The following is a 23,378-nucleotide window of genomic DNA, read 5'->3' as shown; positions in this document are numbered from 1 at the left end:
TGTCTCTTTTAGTAACTGGCCCGTACCGCGTTCAGCGCTTGCTGATCCAGCACAGGGCGTGCGCGTGTCTGGGCATTGCGCACATAGATGTCAAAGATGTTCTGCGCCAGCGCCTGGTTCAACTGCGCAGCCAGTGCATCCTGCATCTGGCGTTGCTCATCGGTTTCCGCCGGAGGCAGCTCTTCATCCAGACGCACGATCAGGGCGTTACCGTTTCCGGGAATGACACGCAGCTCACCAGGGTCCATTTCAAACACCTGAGTCATGAAGTCCACGGGAACATCTTCGAGGAATGCGGTACGTGTCAGCGCATTTTCGACGCGGAAGGGCAGGCCAGTGGCGGTAAAGTCGCCATCTGTTGCCAGCTGGGTCAGAACCGTGTTGCCCTGATTTTGCAGCGCTTTCGCAGTTTCTACCTGCAGCCATGCCTCGGCGACACGGTCACGGGCGCTTTCCAGAGGTTCCGGGCGCGGTTCCAGCACTTCATTCAAGCGCAGCGCAAAGATCGAACCATCTTCAAGGAACGCGACCTCTGGGAAATCACCTTCTTGCACAGCCTCAGCCACTGCGCGGAAGCCGTCATACGCGGCAACGCCATCGTCGCTTTGCTGGGTCCAGTCGATCTGACCCAGTTCCATCTCGGTCTCACCGGCCAGTTCTTCCAGTGTTGCGCCGCCTGCAAGCAGGTCGTTGATGTCTTCGGCCTGTGCTTCGATCTGACGGCGCGCTCGGTCGGCGGCGAGTTCTGCACGAAGTTCGGGTTCGGCGTCTTCGAAACTGACATTGTTCTCGGCCAGCGATCCATTGATCCGGAACAGGGCAGGGCCGAACACCGTGGGAAGCGGGCCGACCACATCGTCGATCTCGGCGGCAAACACGGCGTCGGCTGCATCGCCCAGATCTTCACGGGTGACATCGCCCAGATCAACATCGCTCAGCTCAAGCTGACGTTCGCGGACCAACTGTTCGAAATCGGCCCCGCCAACTTCAAGTTGTGCCAGCGCCTCGGTTGCGGATTCTTCGCTGGGATAGGGCAGACGCTCGACCAAGCGGCGCTCGGGTTGGAAAAATTCGTCAGCGCGTTGGTCGTATAGACGGCGCAGAGAATCTTCGTCCACTTCGATCGTATCGAGCAGCATGTCGGGCGACAGAATGGCGTAGGTCAGTTGCTTGGTGCGGGGCAGGGTGAACTGATCGGTATTCTCATCGTAATATGTCTGAATCTGCGCGTCTGTGGGTTGGGCCACGGGCGTTTCGAGAAGGTCGGCTGACAGGGTCGCCACGGTAAAGCTGCGGCGGGCCAGCACATAGTTCGACAAAGCCTCGGTCAGCGTACGGGGCATTTCAACACCGCTCATGACCGCACCTTGCACGATGGTGCGTGAAGATTCTTTGCGCAGATCCGATTCGAATTCGGAATCGGTCATTCCGACCTGTTCCAGCTGAAAGCGATAGGCTTCGCGGTCGAATGTACCGTTTACACCTTGGAACGCCGGTATCTGTACAATCTCGTCCTGCAGGTTCTCGTCACCGATCGAAATGCCAAGCTGTCCGACCTCGTTATCGATTGCGGCCAGCGCGATCAGGCGCGAAAGGGCAAGTTGATCAAGGCCAAGATCATGTGCCTGCGAAATCTGCATTGCCTGTCCGGTTTGCGCTTCGACGGCCCGGATCTCGCGCTGAAGCTCACGAAAATACGCGTCGACCGAAACGCTTTCATCACCGACCTGCGCAACCGTACGAACGGTTCCGGTCAGGCTGGTGGCGCCAAAGCCAGCAAGGCCCAGCATCAAAAGACCCATGAGAATCCAGACAAAGGTTTTGGATAGGTTTTTCATGCCTGCGGCCATGGTGCCCTCTTGGTTTTGTCGGCAAATGTCTGCCCAGTCGGTTGCGGCCCTGAATACGATGCGTGCAGCCGGGGGGCAAGCTTAGAAGGACAAGCCCTGCAATCGGTCGAACAATTGCGCGATACCGGCGCGGTCGAGGTTGGCAAATGCTACGCGAACCTGCCGCTTTCCCGCGGAATCGCCCTCTGGCATGAACATGGTACCCGGCAAAAGCAGTATACCTGCCTCGGGTACCAGCCGTCGGGCCAATTCGTCGGAAGCGATGCCAAAGGGATGTTCGAGGTAGGCAAAGTAAGCGCCAAGTCCCAAAAGACGCCAGCCTTTGTCTTCAAGGCGTGGCATTCCTTCTGCAATGGCGGCTCTTCGGTCGAGAATTTCATCTCGTTCACCCGCAACCCATTGGGTCAAGTTCCGCATGCCCCAAAGCGCGGCAAACTGGCCGATCTGGCCGGGGCAGATTGCGACCGTGTCCAGAAATTTCTCGATCTCCGCCAACAGGGCGGGGCTGGTTGAAATCGCGCCGACACGGTGACCGGTCAGGCGGTAGGCTTTTGAGAACGAGTAGAGATGGACAAACGTATCGTCCCAACCCGATTGCTGGAACAGGTCATGAGGCGCGCCTGATCGACTGTCGAAATCGCGATAGGTTTCGTCAACCAAAAGACGAAGCCCCGTTTCCCGCGCAAGATCATAGAAGCGGCGCACCAAGTCCGCAGGGTATTCGACACCACCGGGATTGTTCGGCGTCACCAACGAAATCGCCCGTGTCTTTTCGGTGATAAGGGCGCGGGCGCGTTCCGGATCGGGAAGCAAATCATCGTCTGTGGGCAAATCAACGGTTTTTACCCCAGCCATATCCAGCCACATCTTGTGATTGAAATACCAAGGGGTCGGAAGGATCACCTCATCACCCTGATCGGTAATTGCCGAAATCACGGCTGAAAAGGCCTGATTGCAGCCCGAGGTGATTGCGATCTGATTCGCCGTTACCTCAGCCACATAATGTGCGCTGATCTGAGCCGCGAGTTCGGACCGCAGGTCATCGTTGCCCAGAACCGGGCCGTATAGATGCGCGCTGTCCTGCTCGACCGCGAATTCGGCCATTGCTTGCCGCAGCGCTAACGGGGGCGGATCGACCGGAGCCGCCTGACTGACATTGATCAACGGACGGTCAATTGCGAACTCGACCCCGTCCAGCCAACGGCGTGCCTCCATCACCGGAGGGGCAAAGGTGGCGGCAGTGCGGGTCATTGTCATGGTGAGTCCGTGATTTCAGCGCTTAGTTGAAACGCTTGATTAATCGGTTCCCCGATAGGGTTCGACATATTGCAGGGCCATGTCCCATGGGAAGAAAATCCATGTGTCCTGACTGACCTCGGTAATGAAGGTGTCTACCATCGGACGGCCTTTAGGCTTGGCGTATACGGTCGCGAAATGCGCTTTGGGGAACATATCGCGCACCAGTTCCAGCGTTTTGCCGCTATCGACCAGATCGTCGATGATCAGAATACCGGTGCCATCACCCATCAGATCAGCATTGGGCGCTTTGAGAATTTCTGCTTCGCCCTGCGCCTGATGATGATAGGATTTCACGCTAACAGTATCGACCGTACGGATATCCAGTTCGCGGCTGACGATCATCGCGGGGGCCATGCCGCCACGTGTAATTGCCACGACCGCACGCCAAGCGCCATCATCTGGTCCTTGCCCATCCAGACGCCACGCAAGAGCGCGCGAGTCGCGATGAATCTGATCCCAGCTGATGTGGAAGCCTTTTTCGTGTGGCAGGCGGTCCTTGGCGCTCATGGTCTGTTATCCTTTTTCAACGTCCGGCGCGTCGACGGCCTTCATTCCGACGATGTGATAGCCTGAATCCACGTGCAGATTCTCACCTGTCACTCCGCTGCTGAGATCAGACAGCAGATACAGGGCCGATTTACCAACATCATCGATGGTCACATTCCGGCGCAGGGGCGAGTTATACTCGTTCCACTTCATGATGTAACGGAAATCGCCGATGCCGCTGGCCGCGAGCGTTTTGATCGGGCCTGCCGAGATCGAATTCACGCGAATGCCGTCTTTGCCCAAATCCTCGGCCAGATACTTTACGGATGCCTCAAGGGCGGCTTTTGCAACACCCATTACATTGTAGTGTGGCATGACCTGTTCAGCGCCGTAATAGGTGAGGGTGATCGCACTGCCGCCTTCGTTCATCATTTTCTCCGCGCGCTGCATAACGGCGGTGAAAGAGTAGACCGAAACATCCATCGTCAGGTTAAAGTTCGCGCGCGATGTGTCGACGTAGCGCCCGCGCAATTCGTTCTTGTCAGAAAAGCCAATGGCGTGGACGACGAAATCAAGTTTACCCCATTTCTTTTCGAGCGCGCTGAAGAGTTCATTAATTGATTCTTCGTCGCTGACGTCACAGGGCAAAACGATCTCGCTGCCCAACTGCGCCGCCAATGGATCGACGCGTTTTTTCAGGGCGTCCCCCTGATAGGAAAAGGCCAGCTCGGCCCCGGCGTCGGACAAGGCGCGGGCGATACCCCATGCGATTGATTTGTCATTGGCCAGTCCCATGATGAGGCCGCGTTTTCCGGCCATCAACTGATTTGACATCTTCGGTTCTCCGCCTGTCGTCGCATTGTGTTCGGTTGGTTTATGCCATTGATTGTCCTGCTTCAAGGCCATGCGCTCTTGCCCGCAGCGGGTTCTCGCCTTAGGGTCATGTTAATTGTTTCCTGGGGATGGAAATGAACGAGCATAATGGCATCTTCGCCGGGGCTGATCCGTTTGAAATCGCGGATCGGTGGCTGGCCGAGGCAGAAAAGACCGAACCGAATGATCCTAATGCGATTGCTTTGGCAACCGTGGACCCGGAAGGTTTGCCGAATGCCCGTATGGTTCTGCTGAAGGAAATCGAGAAGGACGCGTTTGTTTTCTATACGAACTATCACAGCGCCAAGGCTCAGGAGTTGGACAGCGCCCACAAAGCGGCTTTTGTGATGCATTGGAAATCTTTGCGGCGACAAATCCGTGTTCGTGGTACAATCACCAAGGAAGATGGGCCGCAGGCGGACGCATACTACGCCTCGCGCTCGCTCAAAAGCCGCTTGGGTGCTTGGGCGTCACACCAGTCGCAACCGCTGGAAAGTCGTGCATCCCTGATGGCCGAAGTGGCTAAAGTGACCGCAAAGTTGGGTACCAACCCGCCTCGCCCTGAATTTTGGGGGGGATACCGTGTAACACCTGTCGAAGTCGAGTTCTGGGCCGATGGTGCCTTCAGGTTGCATGACAGGTTTCAGTGGAAGCGACAAAATGTCGATTCCGACTGGCAAGTGCTGAGGTTAAATCCATGACGTTCGCGTTGCGTGAAATGCAACTGTTTGCAGACAATAGCTTTTTTCAGCTTGAATTTGCGAGCCAAAACATAAACAAGAAACCCTTAACGACTTGCCTATCGTAATGGGAAAACAGTGCCAGAAGATCTGAACAGCATGTACCGCGTCCGTGGACACGTAAAATGGTTCGATCCCGCCAAGGGATACGGATTTGTTGTGTCTGACGAAGGCGGCCCGGACATTCTGTTGCACGTCAACGTGCTGCGAAACTTCGGGCAAAGCTCGGTCGCGGATGGCGCCGGCATCGAGATCATGACCCACAAAACTGATCGCGGTGTTCAAGCGGTCGAAGTGATCAGTGTTGACCCGCCTGTTCGCGCGGAAACCATGATGTTGGCCGATTTTGCCGAGCTTGATCCAACCGTGATCGGCAGCGCTCCGCTTGAGGCTGCGCGCGTCAAATGGTTCGACAAGGGCAAAGGGTTTGGCTTTGCCAATGTTTTCGGCAGCAGTGAAGACGTATTCCTGCATATCGAGGTGCTACGTCGTTCTGGGTTGGCAGATCTGCAACCGGGCGAAGCGCTGGCCATGCGGGTCATTGATGGCAAGCGCGGAAGAATGGCCGCGCAGGTTCTGGCCTGGGAAGCGGCCCTGAACGACTAGGTTCTGAATGATGAGAACGGCTTTCGTACTGGCGCTCCTGAGTTTTTTGATTGGCGGGATCGCGCGGGCTGAATGCCGTCCGGATCGTGTCGAGCTTCGAAATGATCTGGCAGAGGTTCGCTTCGACGTTGAGCTGGCCATCACACCGAAAGAGCGATCGCGCGGATTGATGTTTCGCGAAAGCATGCCGAACAGATCTGGAATGTTGTTTGTTTTTGATCCGCCGCAACCTGTTGCGTTCTGGATGAAGAATACCCTGATTCCGCTTGATATGATCTTTGTTGATCGCGCGGGCACGGTGACGCGTGTGCACGAAGGTGCAATTCCGGGGGATCTGAGCCCAATCGAAGGCGGCGATTCGGTTTATGCGGTCCTGGAAATCAACGCTGGCCTAGCCGAGCGTTACGCCATTCGGCCTGGATCGCAGATGCGCCACGAAGTTTTTTCGCAAGGTCCTGCAATTTGGCCCTGTTAGGGCTTTTCAAATCAGATCGGCACGTTTAGGAAGGCGCACGGTCCGGGGCGTGGCGCAGTCTGGTAGCGCACCTGTTTTGGGTACAGGGGGTCGTAGGTTCGAATCCTGCCGCCCCGACCATTTTTCCTCTACACTGGCGTTCCGCCATAATCGGTGTAGAGCTTGGAAAAATCCCTGTCCAAATCTTTGCTTTCAATAGGTATTCTAAGAGTTGAACCATCTTTCTGCGGAACCAGAAAGTACAACTCTGCGTCCACGCGATACCCGGCCTGATTCTTGGTCGAGCTCAGCCGCGTTACGATCTGCGGCAAGTTCTGCGGATAACCGTTGAAGCTGAGAATCAAATACGCCGTTGCCTCGGGCGGCAAGGTCTCGCGGCATTCAAAGATGCTTGCGGTGGTCTTGATATACTTGTCGCCCGGCCCCGCGCAGTCGGTCCTGAAGGAATTGAAAAGGTTCTGCGGATAACCGTCGAATTGCGCGCTGCGAGATGCAGGTGGTGCTTCCTGTGATGTGCAGGACACGATTAGCGCCACAATAGTTAACAATGAAATCAAACGCATGTAGAGTAGATTTCCCATCCAGAAATGTCGTGTGATTTCAAGTATGGCACGCGCTGCGATGTCGTGACGATGATTCTCTGAACATGTCCTTAACGCGGGATCGGTTGATCAATGACCTCTAACTGTGGCGGAAAACACGAGAAATCACTCTGACACATCAAGGCGGAATGGGCTGGTCGTCCGGGACATGTCTGTGGAGGAATCGCGATGCGGCGAAATTCCGCCGGTTCAGCAAAACAGGTCAAGCTAAAAGATTCCAAAAATGACCGAAAAAGCCCGTTGACCAACTATGGGAATATACGTCAGATTGTATGGGCCGAAAGACGAGCCACTAAATCTGGTAGGCAATGACCAGAAAAGGCATCGGGCGAGGGACGGAAAGCAAACCACTATGACGTAGACCGGATTCGCGGTTCTGCGCTGTTCTAGGCAGCGTCCGGTCCCTTGCGTCTCAAATTCGTCGGTAGTGCGGGCGGCACCCCGCAGCATCAAGATTTAGTGCCGGGACTTGAAATTTGGACAGATCGAAGCTGGGGCAGCGGACATGAAGATTGAAAGAAAATTCACCAAACCGGGACAGGATGCATATGCCGATCTGGATTTTGTGTCCGCAACATCCGAGATTCGCAATCCGGATGGCACAATCGTGTTCCGTCTGGACGAGATTGAAGTGCCTGCAAAATGGAGCCAGGTGGCCAGCGATGTCATCGCACAGAAGTACTTCCGCAAGGCCGGCGTTCCTTCCAAGCTGAAGAAGGTTAAGGAAAAGGACGTTCCCGAATTCCTGTGGCGATCGGTTGCTGCGGAAGATGCTGAATTTGATGGCGAAACCTCATCGAAACAGGTTTTTGATCGTCTGGCCGGCGCGTGGGCTTATTGGGGCTGGAAGGGCGGCTATTTCTCGACTGAAGAGGACGCGAGCGCCTATTTTGACGAGATGCGCTATATGCTGGCGACCCAGCGTGCAGCTCCGAACTCGCCGCAGTGGTTCAACACCGGTCTGCACTGGGCATATGGGATCGATGGCCCGGCGCAGGGGCACCACTATGTTGACTACAAAACCGGCAAGCTAACCAAATCGAAATCCGCTTATGAGCATCCGCAACCGCATGCGTGCTTCATCCAGTCGGTCGACGATGATCTGGTCAACGAAGGCGGCATCATGGACTTGTGGGTGCGTGAGGCGCGCCTGTTTAAGTATGGCTCGGGCACCGGAACCAACTTCAGCCATCTGCGTGCAGAGGGTGAAGCGCTTTCGGGTGGCGGCAAGTCTTCGGGCCTCATGGGATTTCTCAAGATCGGCGACCGCGCCGCTGGCGCGATCAAATCAGGCGGTACAACCCGTCGAGCAGCAAAGATGGTAATCGTCGATGCAGATCACCCGGACATCGAGCAATTCATCGAATGGAAAGTGATCGAAGAGCAGAAGGTGGCCTCGATCGTTGCCGGATCGAAGATGCACGAGAAGATGCTGAACGGCATTTTCGAGGCCATCCGGTCTTGGGACGGCTCTGCCGATGATGCCTATGATCCAAACGCAAACGACGCCCTGAAAAATGCGGTTCGCGAAGCGAAAAAGGTCGCGATCCCAGAAACTTACATCAAGCGCGTTCTGGACTACGCCAAGCAGGGCCACGATAGCATTGAATTCCCGACCTATGATACGGACTGGGATTCAGAGGCTTATAGCTCGGTCTCGGGCCAAAACTCGAACAACTCGATCCGGGTGACCAATGCGTTCCTGACCGCAGTTGAAAAAGACGCGGATTGGGAACTGATCAACCGCACCGACGGCAAGGTTGCTCGTACAGTCAAAGCTCGTGATTTGTGGGAAAAGGTCGGCCACGCCGCATGGGCCTGTGCCGATCCTGGCATCCAGTTCCATGATACTGTCAACGAATGGCACACTTGCCCCGAAGACGGTGAAATCCGCGGTTCGAACCCGTGTTCGGAATACATGTTCCTCGATGACACTGCCTGTAACCTAGCGTCGATGAACTTGCTGACCTTTTTCAAGGACGGTGAGTTCCAGGCGGCGGACTATATGCACGCCTCGCGGCTTTGGACGCTGACGCTGGAAATCTCGGTGACCATGGCGCAGTTCCCGTCTAAGGAAATTGCGAAACTCTCTTACGACTTCCGCACCTTGGGTCTGGGATACGCCAACATCGGCGGCCTGTTGATGAACATGGGTTACAGCTACGACTCGGATGAGGGGCGTTCGATCTGTGGCGCGCTGACCGCGATCATGACCGGTGTGGCCTATGCGACCTCGGCAGAGATTGCAGGCGAGCTTGGCCCGTTCAAAGGTTATGAGCGCAACGCAGACCACATGTTGCGCGTCATCCGCAACCACCGTCGTGCGTCGCAAGGAGTGACCGATGGTTATGAAAAACTGGCTGTTAAGCCGGTGCCTCTGGATCACGACAATTGCCCGGATAAGCGTTTGATCGATCTGGCCATGTCAGCTTGGGATGAAGCGCTGAGCCTCGGCGAAAAGAACGGTTATCGTAATGCGCAGGCGACCGTGATCGCGCCCACCGGCACCATCGGTCTGGTGATGGATTGCGACACGACCGGGATCGAGCCGGATTTTGCGCTGGTCAAGTTCAAGAAGCTTGCGGGAGGCGGTTACTTCAAGATCATCAACCGCTCGGTGCCTTCAGCGCTTGAGAAACTGGGCTATTCCTCGGCTCAGATCGAAGAGATTGTGGGTTATGCGGTTGGTCATGGCACCATCGGCAACGCGCCGGGGATCAACCACACCTCGCTGACCGGTCATGGTTTTGGCCCGAACGAGTTGGCAAAAGTAGATGCCGCACTGGAAAGCGCGTTCGATATCCGGTTCGTCTTCAACCAGTGGACGCTGGGCGAGGACTTCTGCACCGGTGTTCTGGGCATCCCGGCGACCAAGCTGAATGACCCGACCTTCGATCTGCTGCGCCATCTGGGCTTTACCAAGGCGGATATCGACGCGGCAAACGACCATGTTTGCGGAACCATGACGCTGGAAGGTGCGCCGCATCTGAAGGAAGAGCACTATTCGATCTTCGACTGCGCCAACCCGTGCGGCAAGAAAGGCAAGCGTTTCCTTGGGGTTGATAGCCACATTACCATGATGGCTGCAGCGCAAAGCTTTATCTCGGGCGCGATCTCGAAGACGATCAACATGCCCAATGACGCGACCATCGAGGACTGCCAGAAGGCATACGAACTCAGCTGGTCGCTGGGTGTGAAGGCGAACGCGCTGTACCGCGACGGCTCGAAACTGTCGCAGCCTCTGGCGGCGGCGCTGGTCGAAGATGACGATGAGGCAGCCGAAGTACTAGAAAGCGGTTCGACGCAAGAAAAAGCCGTCGTTCTGGCCGAGAAGGTGATCGAGAAGGTTGTGGTCAAGGAAATGATCCGCAGCCACCGCGAGAAACTGCCGCATCGCCGCAAGGGCTATACCCAAAAGGCGATCGTTGGCGGCCACAAGGTCTATCTGCGGACTGGCGAGTTCGAAGACGGCAAACTGGGCGAGATTTTCATCGACATGCATAAGGAAGGCGCTGGCTTCCGGGCGATGATGAACAACTTTGCCATCGCTGTGTCGGTTGGCCTGCAATACGGCGTGCCGCTGGAGGAGTTCGTCGACGCTTTCACCTTCACCAAGTTCGAACCGGCCGGGATGGTGCAGGGCAACGACTCGATCAAAAACGCGACGTCGATCCTTGATTACATCTTCCGCGAACTGGCTGTGTCCTATCTGGACCGCACCGATCTGGCGCATGTCAAACCCGAAGGCGCAACCTTCGACGATCTGGGTCGCGGCGAAGAGGATGGTCTGTCCAACGTATCGGAAATCAGTGAAAGCGCGGCAACCAAATCTCTGGAAGTGCTGAAACAAATCAGCTCGACTGGGTATCTGCGCAAGCGGCTACCGCAGGATCTGATGGTCTTCAATGGTGGTCAAGCCGACGTGTCCGGTATGGCCGAAACCGCAGCGACATTCGAAGCACCCGCTGAGACGGCGGTTGCGACCGGAATGGACGCCCGTACCAAAGCCAAGATGCAAGGGTACGAGGGCGATCCATGCGGCGAATGCGGAAACTACACGCTGGTGCGCAACGGCACCTGCATGAAATGCAACACCTGCGGCGCAACTAGCGGGTGTAGCTGAGTTTAGCGCCCCGGCAACCCGGGGTGCAGGGGTCGGATGCTGCCACAGTAACCGGCCCCGACGAATACGAAGCAAGGCGCTGAGACTTACCATCGATGCCTTGTTTCACTCGGCCGACATGCCCGTGTCGGCCGGGAACAGGGTGGGGCGGAATATTTGCTCCCTCCCACTCTCTCACGGGACGGGTGCGCTCGTCCCATGCGCAGTCCAGGCCGCAGGCAAAAAAACACCGGGCGGTCAACGAAATGAGCCTGGAAGGCGAAACTGACAGGGGGCTTCGGCCCCCTTTCTTTTTTCAACCCCGAGTCGCGGATCTGAGCAGGGCTTCGCCGGATCATCCTGTTTGGATCGGGCAAGAGTTGCCGAAGCCACGACTGGCCATTTCGTCCGGCAATCGTCCGCAAATGCGACTCAGTCAAACACGCAGAGATTGGCTTGAATGCGACCATATCAATCTGAGCGGGTGACATGCCTTCAGGATGGGCTTTTTTTGGCGCTTGTCCGGACGCAAACACTCAAGAAAACGCAATCAGGAGGCATAACATGAAACCGCAAATTCTGGCCCTTATCTCAACCTTCGCACTTGGCCTGCCGACATTGGCCGTCGGCCAAAGCGCCGCCGATACCAACGGCGACGGAGTACTGACGATCGATGAAGTTCAGGCCGTCGTGCCTGAAGTTGATGCCGAAGGCTTTGCGCAGATGGACGCAAACGGCGACGGTGCGCTAGATCAGGATGAGATCACCATCGCTGAACAAGCGGGCCTGCTGCCGCCGTCCAACGGCTGATAAAGCAGGAGTACTGGCGGCCCGGAAGCTCCGGGCCGCTTATTTTTCAGTGTCTTACGCGGGTAAGTAAATGTTGAATTTGCCGCGAATTTCCGCGTCCAGAAGCCGGTCGAATCTGGCCGGGGAAGGCACGGCAAGGATTTCTTCCTTCCGCTTCACTGCCTTTTCGATCAGATCTGGTTTGCCAAGCTCAACCCATTCCTTCGGAGATGATCGGTCACCAAAGGTAGGATAGACGTAATCTGCCTGCATACGGCCTAGCGTCGCATCGGTGCCAAGATAATGCCCAGGACCACCCATGCAGACTTCGGCCATCTGATCCAGTGCCAGTGTCTCGTCCGTCACCTCGATCCCGCGCACACAGCGCTGTGCCTGTCCGATCAGGTCATCGCTCAGGATCAGGCTCTCGTGGCAGAAGCCCAGCAACGAGGCATGCATGCCTGCCGCTTCATACACCATGTTCAGGCCCGACAGCCCAGCCATGACGTTCGAACACATTTGTTCCCAACCGGCCTGCATGTCGGGCAATTTCGCGTCCGATGCACCAGCTGCGGCACCACCGGGCAGATCGTAGAACTGGTGCATTTGCGCGCAGCCAGCGGTTAGCAGAGCTTGTTCACCCGAGCCGATGGACATTGCACCCGTGCGCAGGTCCAGACCAAAAGGCCAAGTGCCAAAAATCGCGGGTGCACCGGGCTTTACGGCGTTTACATAAACCAAACCCGCCAGACATTCGGCGGTGGCTTGTGTGATCGCTCCGGCAACGGTCGAGGGTGCGGTAGCTCCTGCCATGCCCGCAGAAAGCAACAAAACCGGCATTCCGGCCTTGATGCATTCTTCCATCACCTCGCAGCTTTCGGTGGCGAATTTCATCGGGGGCACAACGAAGCAGTTGGAGTTGGACATGAAGGGCCGCTCGCGCCACTTGTCCTCTCCGCCCGCGATCATGTGCAGCATCTCGATGGCGGGGGCCACATGGCTGGGCTCCGTGAACGACGTACCGATATGTTTGAACGTGCCTGAGGTGGTGGCGTAGACCGTGTTCAGATCCATCTCAAGGTTGTCGGCGATATCTCGGCACACCATGGGGCGTTGAACAAAGTGAATGTTTTCAAGCTGTTCACAGATGCGAGTCGCGTCATGCAGGTCCTGCAGGGTCGAGTCGCGATATTCCTGTCCATGCACGTCGACCATGCTGACCGCTGCGCCTGCGGTGCCATAATGGACACGCGTTCCCGACAGCTCCAGATCCGATTTGCCGTCCCGGCTGTGCAGAGTGATCGAGCGATTGGCCTTGGCGATTGTGTCCTCGACCAATGCGCGCGGAAAGCGGATGCGGCCATCGTCGCCCAAGGTGCATCCCGCAGCCACGAGATAGTCGATCCCACTTTGTGGCGCATCAGCAAGGCCGATGGTTTCCAGTGCGGTCAGAGCGGCCTCGTGGATGCGTTCGATCTGTGCTTGGGTCAGAACCTTCAGGGTTCCGCCCTCCATACCAGGCCGAATCGGGCGAAGATGTTCCGGAAGAGCTGACGCACGGGCGGCACGACGCGCGGCGCGGCCACCGCTGCGGGATGAGTTTCGGGTTTGTTCGTTCATGTGTGTGTCCGGTCAAAAAAGTACGATGTGGGTGAGTGTACCTAGACCAGTGCTGGCCGTCCTCGTGCCGCACGACCGCGATCCGCACCAATGGTGCGGCTGACCAGCTGAATTTTCCAAACTTCGTTATGCATCAACTTCCTCAGTCTGATGCGCCCATTGTTTCAATGCACTTTTGGACAATCTGTTCTGTTTGCGACTTTGGCTAATTTTATTGGGCCATCAGTCAAAATGAACTGGGCGCAAATCCTCGTGACTAAATGTTTTTTTCCAATTGCGGTAAGAATCTGTTAATCTGCACGTAGTTATTTGGATTTGTACCTTAGGTTTAAGTAAATACTGGGGTTGGCTGATCAGCAGATCACTGCCTCGGGGATGCGCCCAAACCGGCAACGGATGTTTGGAGGTCTGCATGAAGTCATTACTGGCCGCACTCGCCGCAGCACTGATAACAGGTGCAGGGCAGGTTGTGGCAGAAGACTGGACAGGCGCGTACGCTGGTTTCAGCTTTGGTTATGCAGATGTTGATGGGTCCGGAGGGGCAGGCGGAAGCGGGGGCAGTTTTGGCCCGCTGATCGGATACGACTATGATTTTGGAAATTTCGTGCTTGGCGGTGAGCTGGAATATAACCGCCTGAATCTTGATCTGGGACAATCCGAAGGAAGCCTTGATAGTATGTCGCGATTGAAGTTGCGCGGCGGCTACGATTTTGGATCAGCCCTTGGCTATGTTGTCTTGGGAACCGCGCGGGCCAGTACGTCGGGTGACAGTGATACGGCAGCCGTTTACGGGATCGGTGTTGCCTATCCGCTTGGCGAACGGTTTGTAATCAGTGGCGAAGCGCTGCGGCAGAACTTCGATGATATACCGGAGTCTGGTCGAAGCCTCGACGCAAATGTGTTCAACTTGCGCACCACATTCCGCTTCTGAAACTCGGTGGTCGATTGTCATCCATCTGCCAATTGAGCGGCAAATTCGCATAGGGTCTGTAGCGATGTGACGAATTTCTCGTCATCGATTGTCATGGCCACGCGGATGTGACCTGCGGCGGCAGAACCAAAGCTCTCACCGGGCATCACAGCGATGGCATGCGTGTCCAGCAGCGCATTTGCGAACACATCGCCGCTAAGACCCGTAGCCCGGATATCCAGCATCAGATACATCGCGCCTTGCGCCGGTATTAAGGTGACGACCTGCTGCGCAGCCAGCACTTCAATCGCCAGAGCGCGGCGGCGGCGAAACGGCGCGGCGATTTTGTCTTCGAGAGGTTGTCCCACGCTCAGCGCATAGTTGGCCGCATCCTGTATAAAGCCGGGCACACCATAGGTTGTATGTGTTGCCAAGTTGATCAGGTGGTCGATCACGCCTTCCGGAGCAACGATCCACCCACAACGCGAGCCAGTCATGGCATGAGATTTCGACATTGAACCCACGACCAGAGTGCGCTCAGCCATGCCGGGTAGGGCGCGCGGTGACAGGTGTTCACCCTCCCAAACCTGCGTATCGTAGACTTCATCGGAAATCAGCCATAGATCGCGGCGCTGACAAACCTCGGCGATGGCAGAAAGTGTTTCGGCGGAATAGACCACACCAGTTGGATTGTTTGGGGAGTTTATCAGCAGCGACACCGCCCCGCCTGCCGCGCCATCGATATCGGAAGCGCGAGGTTGGAACAAATCTTCGGCGCGTGTTTCTATGCGTTTGGCTACCGCTCCAACGCCACGGATCGTGCCGGGGTAGGTGGCATAATACGGATCCAGGTAGAGCGCGATATCGCCCGGATCGCAAAGCGCGGTGTGCGCCGCAAACAACGCGGCCTGACCGCCGGGGGTTATGATGACATTGTTGCGAGTGGTCGCTACACCTGTTCGCATTTGGACACGGGCGGCCACAGTATCACGCAGCAGATCAGTGCCCGGAACCATCGCGTATCCTGTGTGCCCGCTGCGGGCCGAACTTTCCATGGCCGACAATATTGACTGATCGGTCCGAATGTCATGCTCGCCGATCGTCAACTCGGTAACGGCATGGCCTTCGGCAATCATCCGACGCGCGCGGATGAACACCTCCCAGCCGTCTGATCCACCCTCGGTCAGATGCGTAATGCGATGCGATAGTTTCAAGGGATTCTCCCGACCGGCTATGACGCCGAATGGGGCAAAGCACAGCAATTTTGTCAATCAGCTTCGCGGCGGCAAACTCGCCTGTATCTTCTTGGTCAGCGATGCACGGACGATAACGTATGAGGTGATCAGGCGATGTTGCATCTCGTCGGCGGCGGTTTCCCACGGCAGTCGAACCCAGCTGCGGTGAAAATACGGGGCCTTGGTGCCAATCCCTGCGTCGATCAACATCTGCGCGGTCTCAATGTCGGGTGTCTTGACCGATACACCATCCCCGACCGAACCGACGCAGGCGAACATCTTGCCGCCAACTTTCCATGCGTCGTGGCCGCCACCCCAAGGGTCCGAAAGTTCGGCACCGGGCAGGTCTGCGCATACGGAATTGACGTAATCACGGGTCATGGTGGGCAGACTGCCTCTGTGGAGGTTAAAACTCAAGGCTTGGCTCAGCATCAATCCCGTGCTAGGCAAAGCGCATGAACCGGAAAACTTGCATCATTATCTGCTGCATTACCTGCTGATTTCTCAAGCGGGCCGGTTTCTTTCGTTTTCATCTCTGAGACAAGTTGCTAAGCCCGCGCCAACGCGTGACGTATATGCTGTTTCAGGAGCACGACCCGATGACGACGATCAAACTGCACAATACAAGGACTCGGACGAAAGAGGATTTCGTGCCGATCGATCCCGATAATGTGCGGATGTATGTCTGTGGTCCGACGGTCTATGATCGGGCGCATCTGGGGAACGCACGGCCTGTGGTTGTGTTCGACGTGCTCTATCGTTTGTTGCGGCATGTATACGGTGCTGATCACGTGACCTATGTGCGCAATTTCACCGACGTGGATGACAAGATCAACGCCACCGCACTGTCGCGCAAGAAGGCTGGGGCTGACGGGTCTTTGGAACAGTTGGTGCAGGAACGTTCGGACGAAACCATCGGCTGGTATCTGCACGACATGGGCGCGCTGGGGGCGTTGGAACCCAACGCGATGCCGCGCGCCACAGAGTATATCGCGCAGATGATTGCGATGATCGAAGACCTGATGGCCAAGGGGCACGCTTATGCTGCCGAGGGTCACGTGTTGTTCGCGGTGGACAGCTGGAAGGAACACTATGGTGCGCTGTCGGGGCGGTCGGTTGATGACATGATCGCCGGGGCGCGGGTCGAGGTCGCGCCTTACAAGAAGAACCCGATGGATTTTGTGCTGTGGAAGCCGTCGACCGATGAGTTGCCCGGCTGGGACAGCCCATGGGGCCGGGGGCGTCCGGGGTGGCATATCGAATGCTCGGCCATGAGCTATGAATTGCTGGGCGAGAGCTTTGATATTCACGGTGGCGGCAACGATCTGATGTTCCCGCACCACGAGAACGAGATTGCTCAGAGCAAATGTGCCCACCCGCATGGCGAATTCGCGCGTGTCTGGATGCATAATGAAATGCTACAGGTCGAGGGCAAGAAAATGTCCAAATCGCTGGGCAATTTCTTCACCGTTCATGATCTGCTTGAGCAGGGTGTGCCGGGTGAAGTGATCCGGTTTGTGTTCTTGCAGACCCATTATCGCAAGCCGATGGACTGGACCGAGAAGAAGGCGCGCGAAGCCGAGGCAACGTTGCGCAAGTGGCGGGCGCTGACAGCGGGCATCGAGCCCGCTGCCGCCGCGGCACCTGCGGTCATTGATGCGCTTGCCGATGACATGAACACGGCAGGTGCCATCGCTGAACTTCATCGTTTGGCTGCTGACGGCAACGCTGCTTTATTGCTGGCGAGTTCACAGGTGGTCGGGCTGTTGACGGATGAAATGGCAGCTTGGGCGCAAACCGCCGTGGCTGATCTGTCATCCCACGCAGAAAAACTGGCCGATGCCCGCGCTCTTGCGATGCAGAACAAGGATTTCTCTGAGGTCGATCGCCTGAAGGCGGCCTATGTCGCCGCAGGGCTGGAGGTTCGGATGAGCAAGGACGGTGTGGAGTTGGTGCCAGGTGCTGGCTTTGATGCCGCGAAGTTGGAGGCGGTCGAATGACCAAAGAGCGCCTTTACCTCTATGACACCACCCTGCGCGACGGGCAGCAAACTCAGGGTGTGCAGTTCTCGACAGCCGAGAAGGTGCAGATCGCGCAGGCGTTGGATTCGCTGGGGATTGATTACATCGAAGGGGGTTGGCCCGGAGCGAACCCGACCGACAGTGCGTTTTTTGAGAGCGCGCCTGAGACGTCGGCCTGTATGACGGCGTTTGGAATGACCAAACGCTCGGGCAGGTCGGCTGAGAATGATGACGTTCTGGCGGCTGTAATGAACGCGGGAACACCAGCCGTTTGTCTGGTTGGGAAATCGCACGATTACCACGTGACCCACGCACTTGGTATCACGCTGGAGGAAAACACCGAGAACGTTCGCGCCTCGGTCGCGCATATCGTGGCGCAGGGGCAGGAGGCTCTGTTTGATGCCGAGCATTTTTTTGATGGCTACAAGGACAACCCGGAATATGCGGTTGAAGTCTGCCGCGCTGCGCTCGATGCAGGGGCACGGTGGGTGGTTCTGTGTGACACCAATGGCGGAGCATTGCCGGCAGAGGTCGGGCGGATCGTATCCGAGGTGATTGCGGCCGGTCTGCCGGGGGATCGGCTGGGCATTCATACGCATAACGACACCGAGAACGCAGTGGCGTGCTCGCTGGCTGCAGTCGATGCGGGGGCGCGGCAGATTCAAGGTACGTTGAATGGGTTGGGAGAGCGCTGTGGCAATGCCAACCTGACCGCTTTGATCCCAACGCTGATGCTGAAAGAACCCTATGCCTCGCGCTATGAGATCGGAGTGATGCCCGAGGCGCTGGCCGGGCTGACGCGCATCAGTCGGATGCTGGATGATATCCTGAACCGAGTGCCCAGCAAGCAGAGCGCCTATGTGGGCGCGTCGGCTTTTGCGCATAAGGCCGGGCTGCATGCCAGCGCGATCCTCAAGGACCCGACAACCTATGAGCATATCAATCCGGCAAGTGTTGGAAATGCGCGCATCATTCCGATGTCGAACCAGGCTGGGCAATCGAACCTGCGTAAACGTCTGACCGATGCGGGATTGGCCGTAGAAGCGGGCGATCCGGCGTTGGGACGTATCCTTGAGCGGATAAAACTGCGCGAGGCCGAGGGGTATTCCTACGACACCGCGCAGGCTAGTTTTGAGCTGCTGGCGCGGGATGAATTGGGGCAGTTACCCGAGTTCTTTGAGGTCAAGCGCTATAAGGTGACCGTTGAACGCCGGAAAAACAAATACAACAAGATGGTCAGCCTGTCCGAAGCGGTTGTTGTTGTGAAAGTGGATGGCGAGAAGAAGCTGTCGGTAAGTGAGTCGCTGGATGAAAGCGGTAGCGATCGCGGTCCGGTGAACGCGCTCGCCAAAGCTCTGGCCAAGGATTTGGGGCAGTATTCGCAGATACTGTCGGATATGCGGCTGGTCGACTTCAAGGTGCGCATCACTCAGGGCGGGACCGAGGCGGTCACGCGCGTGATCATCGACAGCGAAGACGGGCAAGGGCGGCGCTGGTCTACGGTTGGGGTGAGTGCGAACATAATTGATGCCTCGTTCGAAGCGCTGCTGGATGCGATTCAGTGGAAACTGGTGAGCGATTGCGCCCCGCAGTCAGCGGCCGCCGAATAAGGTGGAGTTCGACGACGACATCAAGGCTTGTGCTGCGCTGGTTCATCGGGCCGATCCCGATCGCTTTATGGCTGCCATGGCCGCGCCAGTTGAGGCACGGGCAGTTTTGTTCCCGATTTATGCGCTGAACGTCGAGGTGGCCCGTGCCCCGTGGGTGACGCAAGAGAGCATGATCGCCGAGATGCGGCTGCAATGGTGGCGCGATGCCTTGCAAGAGATTGCCGAAGGTCCATCTGTTCGTCGGCACGAGGTTGTTACGCCATTGTCGCGCGTGATTTATCCGCATCTGGCAGCGCTGTTGGATGAATATGTGGCCGTAAGGCGTTGGGATATCTATCGTGATCCGTTCGAGGATGAGGCGCATTTTGACGCCTATATTGCCCATAGCGCTGGAACATTAATGGTGGTGTCGGCGCAGGCTTTGGGTTCGGCGGATGAAACTGTTCTGCGTGATTTCGGATATGCAGCGGGGATCGCGAATTGGCTGCGCGCAATTCCCGAGCTTGAGGCACGTGGGCGCATTCCTTTGCTGGACGGAACCCATGACGGGGTTCGGGCGCTGGCGCAGAAGGCTTTGGACCGATTGGCGCAGGCGCGGTCCGCCCGCAACGAGGTCTCGGCACAAGCACGGCCTGCGCTCTATGCGGGGTGGCAGACGGAATGGGTGTTGCGGACTGCATTGGCCAGACCGGACCGGGTGGCCGCAGGTGCGTTGGCTCAGGGTGAAATCCGACGTCGGTTTACCCTGATGAAAACCGCAGCGACCGGGCGCTGGTAACGTCAGACGGTTTGTGGGTCCGAAGGCCTCAGAACCAGCCACAGCAGCGCGCCACCTGCAAGGGTCAGCAGCGGGATCATGGCGAGGTTTACGGCCGTCCAACCCTCGACCGCTGAACCGCCCGAGCAGTTCATCAATCCGCCAGAGGCAAGCGAAGCAAAGGTCACGCCGCCAAACACCAGCAAGTCATTCAGGCCCTGCATTCGCCCGCGTTCGTGCACTTCATGCGAGTCTGCCAACATGCTGGTGGCGCCAATGAAGCCAAAGTTCCATCCGATGCCAAGCAGGATCAGGGCGACGAAAAAGTTACCTAGATCAATACCTTGCAAGGCGACAATGCCTGCGCCGCCAAGGATTGCCAAACCGAGAGCTACGATCTTTTCGACCCCAAACCGCGCGATCAGGTGGCCGGTGAAGAAGCTGGGAATGTACATCGCCAGTACGTGGCTGGTGACGATATCCGCGGCATCACCTTCGGTATATCCGCACCCGACGACGGCCAAAGGTGTAGACGTCATTACAAGGTTCATCAGCGCATAGGAAACCATTGCGCAGATGATCGCTACTGCGATGCGTGGGGTTTTCAGCAACTCCAGCCGTGTGCGACCTTTGGGTTCATCTTCGGTCGGTTTCGGCGGAGTAGGGATGTCGAGAAAGAAGAACAGGGCTGAGCCGATTACGTTGATCGCGATCACCGCCAGATAAGTGCCCAAAAACGGGACCACATACGCCTGCGAGGTCAGCTTGACGATCTGAGGGCCGATGATCGCCGCCGCAAGCCCTCCGGCCATGACGTATGAGATCGCCTTGGGCCGAAATGCATCGGAGGCGGTGTCGGCAGCAGCAAAGCGATAAAAGCCATGTGCGCTCATGTATATGCCGGTCAGGAAGCTGCCGATCAGGAAGATCGGGAACGAGCCGAGATAAAGGCCGTAAGCCCCGATAACGCCCCCTGCGGCACCTGCGGTTGATCCCACAAGAAACCCGGCACGGCGTCCCCAGCTTTGCATGATGGCTGAAATCGGCGTGGCCGCCAGCATTGAACCCAGAACGATTAGTGAAATCGGCAGCGTCGCAAGGCAAGCGTTGCTGGCCAGCGATTGGCCTGCCAGCCCGCCGACGATGAACATCATCGGCATCTGTGCACCCAGGATTGCCTGTGCTGCCACCAAAACGGCGACGTTGCGTTTGGCCTGACTGTCGTCAGGGGTGGCAGCGATCATTGTCATGGGCGAATGGTTATCTACGATTGAGACTTGGCACAAGCGGGTTGCATATGCGGCACATCCGCCTAACGTGCGGACAAGGATCACTTATTGGAGAGCGCATGTCCGTCGGACGCATCATCGAAACATCGGACTGCGTTACCGAAGGGGCCGAGTGGCTGGCTGAGGCCTGCCCCCGGATGGCTTATGCGATAGAGCAAACCGGACCCCTGCCACTCAGGCGCAAGCCTGACGGGTTCGCCCAGTTGCTCAGCGCGATTGTCAGTCAGCAGGTCAGCGTGGCCTCGGCAAACGCAATCTGGAAGAGGCTGCAGGACGCAAAACTGACCGGTCCGCGCAAGATTATGTGGGCCACTGATGATGATCTGCGCGCTGTGGGTCTCAGCCGTCAGAAAATTCGCTATGCCCGCGCCTTGGCCGAGGCGCGGATCGATTACAAAGCACTGCGCGATGCCCCGGATGACGAGGTGGTCGCGATTCTGACCGAGGTGCCGGGAATCGGTGTCTGGACCGCCGAGATTTATGCGATGTTTTCGCTGGGTCGCGCCGATGTGATTGCACCGGGCGATCTGGCCTTACAGGAAGCTGCACGCATCCTCTATGAATTGCCAGAACGACCAAAAGACAAAGAGTTACGCCAGATGGCTGAAGCATGGTCGCCGTGGCGATCGGTTGCGGCGCGGGTGCTGTGGGCCTATTACCGGGTCGCAAAAGACAGAGAAGGGATCAGATGACACGGGTTTTGAACGCGCTCAGGAAAGAGCCGGTTTCAGGCGACACACGCTCGGTCGTGGTGTTTGTGCATGGTTATGGTGCAAACGGGGCCGATCTTTTGGGGCTGGCTGATCCGTTGGGCGAGCATCTCCCGGATACGTTGTTTGTAGCTCCGGACGCGCCTGAACAGATCATCGGTATGCCCAACGGTTTCCAGTGGTTCCCGATCCCGTGGATTGATGGCTCATCCGAGGAGGAAGCCCGACGGGGTATGGAAATGGCGGTTGAGGATTTCAACGCGTTCCTTGATGCGCTGATGGTGGATGAGGATGTCCTGCCAGAGCAGGTAGTGCTGTTCGGTTTCAGCCAGGGCACGATGATGAGCTTACATGTAGCCCCGCGCCGCGAGGACCCAGTGGCCGGGATCGTAGCGTTCTCGGGCCGTTTGCTGGAACCTGATTTGCTGCCAGACGAAACCGTAAGTCGCATGCCGATCCTGCTGGTGCATGGCGATGCTGATGACGTTGTACCGCCGCAATCGTTGCCAGAAGCAGCTGAGGCACTTCAGGCGGCCGGGTTCAAAGAGGTTTATGCCCATATAATGAAGGGCACTGGCCACGGGATTGCTCCGGATGGCTTGAGTGTTGCGCTGGCCTTCATGCGGGATAAGCTGAGCCTCTGACTTGCGGGACGATCTAAGGAGAGCATGATGCTGATCGTGACAGGAGTGGTCGAAGTTTCAGATGCAGCGGTCGAGAAAGCCATTGCTGCTGCGCAGGAAATGGTTGCGGAAACTCTGAAAGAACCCGGATGCCTGATCTATGAATTCAGTCAAATCCTGGGTCAGGCGACCCGCTTTCGGGTCTATGAGGAATGGCAGGATCAGGCCGCGCTTGAGGCCCATTTCGCGACCCCTCATATGGCTGCTTTTCAGGCGGCGCTTGGCGAGGTCGGCGTTGTCTCTAGCGAAATCTACCGTGTGATCGGGGGCGAGAAGCAGCCGCTTCGCTGATCGATCACTCCCAAAGCTTTCCTTCCGAGAATTCGACCGAATTGCCTGCAGGGTCTCGTACATAGAGCGACCGGGCTCCGTTGGGCCAGTCGAACTCGGCATCGACAGGGATGTTCCAGTCCAACAGATGCTTGCGCATCACGGTGATTTCATCGCGGCTCAGGACAAGGCAAACATGGCTGGGACCGCGCGCCCCATGCGGTGGGACCGGCAGATCGGGGTTTCCTGGCGGTTTCTCGGTTTCGCTGGCATTGAACAGCAACAGGACGGACCCGCCGATCCGATAGAACACATGGCGATCGGTGACACGCTGGATTTTATCTAGTCCCAATATCTGACCATAGAAATCCTCGGCCGCATCCAGGTCGTCGACATACAGCGCGGCTTCCAGGATGGCAGACGGGGCAGGGATATCCGGTGTGACCTTCAT

22 protein-coding genes and 1 tRNA gene are annotated in these 23,378 nt (G+C 57.2%); 13 read left to right on the top strand and 10 right to left on the bottom strand.

The features are described 5' to 3' along the window. Positions 1 to 8: 8 nt before the first annotated feature. The 4 genes from ACR0KC_RS03070 to fabI form a co-directional block, all read right to left on the bottom strand. Positions 9 to 1,850, bottom strand: coding sequence for a peptidyl-prolyl cis-trans isomerase (locus ACR0KC_RS03070; protein ID WP_480771467.1), 1,842 nt, complete (start codon positions 1,848 to 1,850; stop codon positions 9 to 11). Positions 1,851 to 1,931: 81 nt separating this feature from the next. After that, complete coding sequence (locus ACR0KC_RS03065; protein WP_480771466.1) at positions 1,932 to 3,107, bottom strand: aminotransferase; 1,176 nt, start codon at positions 3,105 to 3,107, stop codon at positions 1,932 to 1,934. A 39-nt stretch (positions 3,108 to 3,146) separates the two neighbouring features. Then, a complete protein-coding gene (gpt, locus tag ACR0KC_RS03060; protein WP_170421803.1) occupies positions 3,147 to 3,656 on the bottom strand; it encodes a xanthine phosphoribosyltransferase in 510 nt (169 codons plus the stop codon). 6 nt (positions 3,657 to 3,662) lie between these two features. Next, on the bottom strand, positions 3,663 to 4,469 hold the full coding sequence (fabI, locus tag ACR0KC_RS03055) for an enoyl-ACP reductase FabI (protein ID WP_170405951.1): 807 nt from the start codon (positions 4,467 to 4,469) through the stop codon (positions 3,663 to 3,665). 134 nt (positions 4,470 to 4,603) lie between these two features. Here fabI and pdxH point away from each other — a divergent pair, with 134 nt between their 5' ends. The 4 genes from pdxH to ACR0KC_RS03035 all read left to right on the top strand — a co-directional run bounded on the left by pdxH (position 4,604) and on the right by ACR0KC_RS03035 (position 6,449). Continuing rightward, entirely contained in the window at positions 4,604 to 5,209 is a 606-nt protein-coding gene (gene pdxH, locus ACR0KC_RS03050) for a pyridoxamine 5'-phosphate oxidase (protein ID WP_170405948.1), read from the top strand. Between the two features lie 117 nt (positions 5,210 to 5,326). Further along, positions 5,327 to 5,854: a cold-shock protein gene (locus tag ACR0KC_RS03045; RefSeq protein WP_170392983.1), complete on the top strand. Its 528-nt coding sequence runs from the start codon at positions 5,327 to 5,329 to the stop codon at positions 5,852 to 5,854. Positions 5,855 to 5,861: 7 nt separating this feature from the next. Further along, a complete protein-coding gene (locus ACR0KC_RS03040) occupies positions 5,862 to 6,329 on the top strand; it encodes a DUF192 domain-containing protein (protein ID WP_170392984.1) in 468 nt (155 codons plus the stop codon). 43 nt (positions 6,330 to 6,372) lie between these two features. Continuing rightward, positions 6,373 to 6,449: transfer RNA gene (locus ACR0KC_RS03035), tRNA-Pro, on the top strand. A gap of 8 nt (positions 6,450 to 6,457) precedes the next feature. Here ACR0KC_RS03035 and ACR0KC_RS03030 read toward each other — a convergent pair. Then, a complete protein-coding gene (locus ACR0KC_RS03030) occupies positions 6,458 to 6,892 on the bottom strand; it encodes a hypothetical protein (protein WP_170392985.1) in 435 nt (144 codons plus the stop codon). 544 nt (positions 6,893 to 7,436) lie between these two features. Between ACR0KC_RS03030 and ACR0KC_RS03025 the strand changes: the two genes are divergently transcribed. Continuing rightward, the gene (locus ACR0KC_RS03025) at positions 7,437 to 11,054 is read left to right on the top strand and encodes a vitamin B12-dependent ribonucleotide reductase (RefSeq protein ID WP_480771465.1); all 3,618 of its coding nucleotides are present in this window, start codon (positions 7,437 to 7,439) and stop codon (positions 11,052 to 11,054) included. A 543-nt stretch (positions 11,055 to 11,597) separates the two neighbouring features. Continuing rightward, on the top strand, positions 11,598 to 11,843 hold the full coding sequence (locus ACR0KC_RS03020) for an EF-hand domain-containing protein (RefSeq protein WP_480771464.1): 246 nt from the start codon (positions 11,598 to 11,600) through the stop codon (positions 11,841 to 11,843). 54 nt (positions 11,844 to 11,897) lie between these two features. Here ACR0KC_RS03020 and ACR0KC_RS03015 read toward each other — a convergent pair whose 3' ends face one another. Next, positions 11,898 to 13,442: a trimethylamine methyltransferase family protein gene (locus ACR0KC_RS03015; RefSeq protein WP_480704910.1), complete on the bottom strand. Its 1,545-nt coding sequence runs from the start codon at positions 13,440 to 13,442 to the stop codon at positions 11,898 to 11,900. A gap of 412 nt (positions 13,443 to 13,854) precedes the next feature. Here ACR0KC_RS03015 and ACR0KC_RS03010 point away from each other — a divergent pair, with 412 nt between their 5' ends. Next, a complete protein-coding gene (locus tag ACR0KC_RS03010) occupies positions 13,855 to 14,373 on the top strand; it encodes an outer membrane beta-barrel protein (protein WP_170510161.1) in 519 nt (172 codons plus the stop codon). Between the two features lie 17 nt (positions 14,374 to 14,390). Here the strand turns inward: ACR0KC_RS03010 and ACR0KC_RS03005 are convergent, their stop codons facing one another. Continuing rightward, complete coding sequence (locus tag ACR0KC_RS03005) at positions 14,391 to 15,566, bottom strand: pyridoxal phosphate-dependent aminotransferase (protein ID WP_480561451.1); 1,176 nt, start codon at positions 15,564 to 15,566, stop codon at positions 14,391 to 14,393. Between the two features lie 57 nt (positions 15,567 to 15,623). Next, the gene (locus tag ACR0KC_RS03000) at positions 15,624 to 15,968 is read right to left on the bottom strand and encodes an MmcQ/YjbR family DNA-binding protein (RefSeq protein ID WP_480771463.1); all 345 of its coding nucleotides are present in this window, start codon (positions 15,966 to 15,968) and stop codon (positions 15,624 to 15,626) included. Between the two features lie 218 nt (positions 15,969 to 16,186). On the opposite strand from ACR0KC_RS03000, the gene cysS reads away from it, so the two are divergent. From cysS to ACR0KC_RS02985, 3 genes are read left to right on the top strand one after another with little or no spacing between them, the layout of a single operon-like run. Further along, positions 16,187 to 17,587, top strand: coding sequence for a cysteine--tRNA ligase (gene cysS / locus ACR0KC_RS02995; protein ID WP_480704907.1), 1,401 nt, complete (start codon positions 16,187 to 16,189; stop codon positions 17,585 to 17,587). Next, entirely contained in the window at positions 17,584 to 19,218 is a 1,635-nt protein-coding gene (cimA, locus tag ACR0KC_RS02990; RefSeq protein WP_480704905.1) for a citramalate synthase, read from the top strand. The genes cysS and cimA overlap by 4 nt, the downstream gene beginning before the upstream one ends. Position 19,219: 1 nt before the next feature. After that, positions 19,220 to 19,996, top strand: coding sequence for a phytoene/squalene synthase family protein (locus ACR0KC_RS02985; RefSeq protein WP_480771462.1), 777 nt, complete (start codon positions 19,220 to 19,222; stop codon positions 19,994 to 19,996). A 2-nt stretch (positions 19,997 to 19,998) separates the two neighbouring features. Here the strand turns inward: ACR0KC_RS02985 and ACR0KC_RS02980 are convergent, their stop codons facing one another. Next, positions 19,999 to 21,225: an MFS transporter gene (locus tag ACR0KC_RS02980; protein ID WP_480771461.1), complete on the bottom strand. Its 1,227-nt coding sequence runs from the start codon at positions 21,223 to 21,225 to the stop codon at positions 19,999 to 20,001. 98 nt (positions 21,226 to 21,323) lie between these two features. Here ACR0KC_RS02980 and ACR0KC_RS02975 point away from each other — a divergent pair, with 98 nt between their 5' ends. The 3 genes from ACR0KC_RS02975 to ACR0KC_RS02965 are packed head-to-tail and all read left to right on the top strand — an operon-like array spanning position 21,324 to position 22,948. Beyond that, positions 21,324 to 21,956 (top strand): DNA-3-methyladenine glycosylase family protein, encoded by a 633-nt coding sequence (locus tag ACR0KC_RS02975; protein WP_480569806.1) that lies wholly within the window; start codon positions 21,324 to 21,326, stop codon positions 21,954 to 21,956. After that, positions 21,953 to 22,618 (top strand): alpha/beta fold hydrolase, encoded by a 666-nt coding sequence (locus ACR0KC_RS02970; RefSeq protein ID WP_170392997.1) that lies wholly within the window; start codon positions 21,953 to 21,955, stop codon positions 22,616 to 22,618. The genes ACR0KC_RS02975 and ACR0KC_RS02970 overlap by 4 nt, the downstream gene beginning before the upstream one ends. 27 nt (positions 22,619 to 22,645) lie before the next feature. Continuing rightward, positions 22,646 to 22,948, top strand: a complete 303-nt coding sequence (locus ACR0KC_RS02965; RefSeq protein ID WP_170421777.1) for a putative quinol monooxygenase — start codon at positions 22,646 to 22,648, stop codon at positions 22,946 to 22,948. A gap of 4 nt (positions 22,949 to 22,952) precedes the next feature. Here the strand turns inward: ACR0KC_RS02965 and ACR0KC_RS02960 are convergent, their stop codons facing one another. Continuing rightward, positions 22,953 to 23,378: a VOC family protein gene (locus tag ACR0KC_RS02960; protein ID WP_480704899.1), complete on the bottom strand. Its 426-nt coding sequence runs from the start codon at positions 23,376 to 23,378 to the stop codon at positions 22,953 to 22,955.

The sequence above is a fragment of the Ruegeria sp. CF3 genome (assembly GCF_056537365.1).
The sequence above is the reverse complement of the archived record's forward strand: the minus strand, read 5'-3'. Positions and strand labels throughout refer to the sequence as shown.

What these genes read in the sequence shown, in the direction of transcription:
- ACR0KC_RS03070 (WP_480771467.1), bottom strand. Translation starts at nt 1,850, where the DNA reads ATGGCCGCAGGCATGAAAAACCTATCCAAAACCTTTGTCTGGATTCTC.
- ACR0KC_RS03065 (WP_480771466.1), bottom strand. Translation starts at nt 3,107, where the DNA reads ATGACAATGACCCGCACTGCCGCCACCTTTGCCCCTCCGGTGATGGAG.
- gpt (WP_170421803.1), bottom strand. Translation starts at nt 3,656, where the DNA reads ATGAGCGCCAAGGACCGCCTGCCACACGAAAAAGGCTTCCACATCAGC.
- fabI (WP_170405951.1), bottom strand. Translation starts at nt 4,469, where the DNA reads ATGTCAAATCAGTTGATGGCCGGAAAACGCGGCCTCATCATGGGACTG.
- pdxH (WP_170405948.1), top strand. Translation starts at nt 4,604, where the DNA reads ATGAACGAGCATAATGGCATCTTCGCCGGGGCTGATCCGTTTGAAATC.
- ACR0KC_RS03040 (WP_170392984.1), top strand. Translation starts at nt 5,862, where the DNA reads ATGATGAGAACGGCTTTCGTACTGGCGCTCCTGAGTTTTTTGATTGGC.
- ACR0KC_RS03030 (WP_170392985.1), bottom strand. Translation starts at nt 6,892, where the DNA reads ATGCGTTTGATTTCATTGTTAACTATTGTGGCGCTAATCGTGTCCTGC.
- ACR0KC_RS03025 (WP_480771465.1), top strand. Translation starts at nt 7,437, where the DNA reads ATGAAGATTGAAAGAAAATTCACCAAACCGGGACAGGATGCATATGCC.
- ACR0KC_RS03020 (WP_480771464.1), top strand. Translation starts at nt 11,598, where the DNA reads ATGAAACCGCAAATTCTGGCCCTTATCTCAACCTTCGCACTTGGCCTG.
- ACR0KC_RS03015 (WP_480704910.1), bottom strand. Translation starts at nt 13,442, where the DNA reads ATGAACGAACAAACCCGAAACTCATCCCGCAGCGGTGGCCGCGCCGCG.
- ACR0KC_RS03010 (WP_170510161.1), top strand. Translation starts at nt 13,855, where the DNA reads ATGAAGTCATTACTGGCCGCACTCGCCGCAGCACTGATAACAGGTGCA.
- ACR0KC_RS03000 (WP_480771463.1), bottom strand. Translation starts at nt 15,968, where the DNA reads ATGACCCGTGATTACGTCAATTCCGTATGCGCAGACCTGCCCGGTGCC.
- cysS (WP_480704907.1), top strand. Translation starts at nt 16,187, where the DNA reads ATGACGACGATCAAACTGCACAATACAAGGACTCGGACGAAAGAGGAT.
- cimA (WP_480704905.1), top strand. Translation starts at nt 17,584, where the DNA reads ATGACCAAAGAGCGCCTTTACCTCTATGACACCACCCTGCGCGACGGG.
- ACR0KC_RS02980 (WP_480771461.1), bottom strand. Translation starts at nt 21,225, where the DNA reads ATGACAATGATCGCTGCCACCCCTGACGACAGTCAGGCCAAACGCAAC.
- ACR0KC_RS02975 (WP_480569806.1), top strand. Translation starts at nt 21,324, where the DNA reads ATGTCCGTCGGACGCATCATCGAAACATCGGACTGCGTTACCGAAGGG.
- ACR0KC_RS02970 (WP_170392997.1), top strand. Translation starts at nt 21,953, where the DNA reads ATGACACGGGTTTTGAACGCGCTCAGGAAAGAGCCGGTTTCAGGCGAC.
- ACR0KC_RS02965 (WP_170421777.1), top strand. Translation starts at nt 22,646, where the DNA reads ATGCTGATCGTGACAGGAGTGGTCGAAGTTTCAGATGCAGCGGTCGAG.
- ACR0KC_RS02960 (WP_480704899.1), bottom strand. Translation starts at nt 23,378, where the DNA reads ATGAAGGTCACACCGGATATCCCTGCCCCGTCTGCCATCCTGGAAGCC.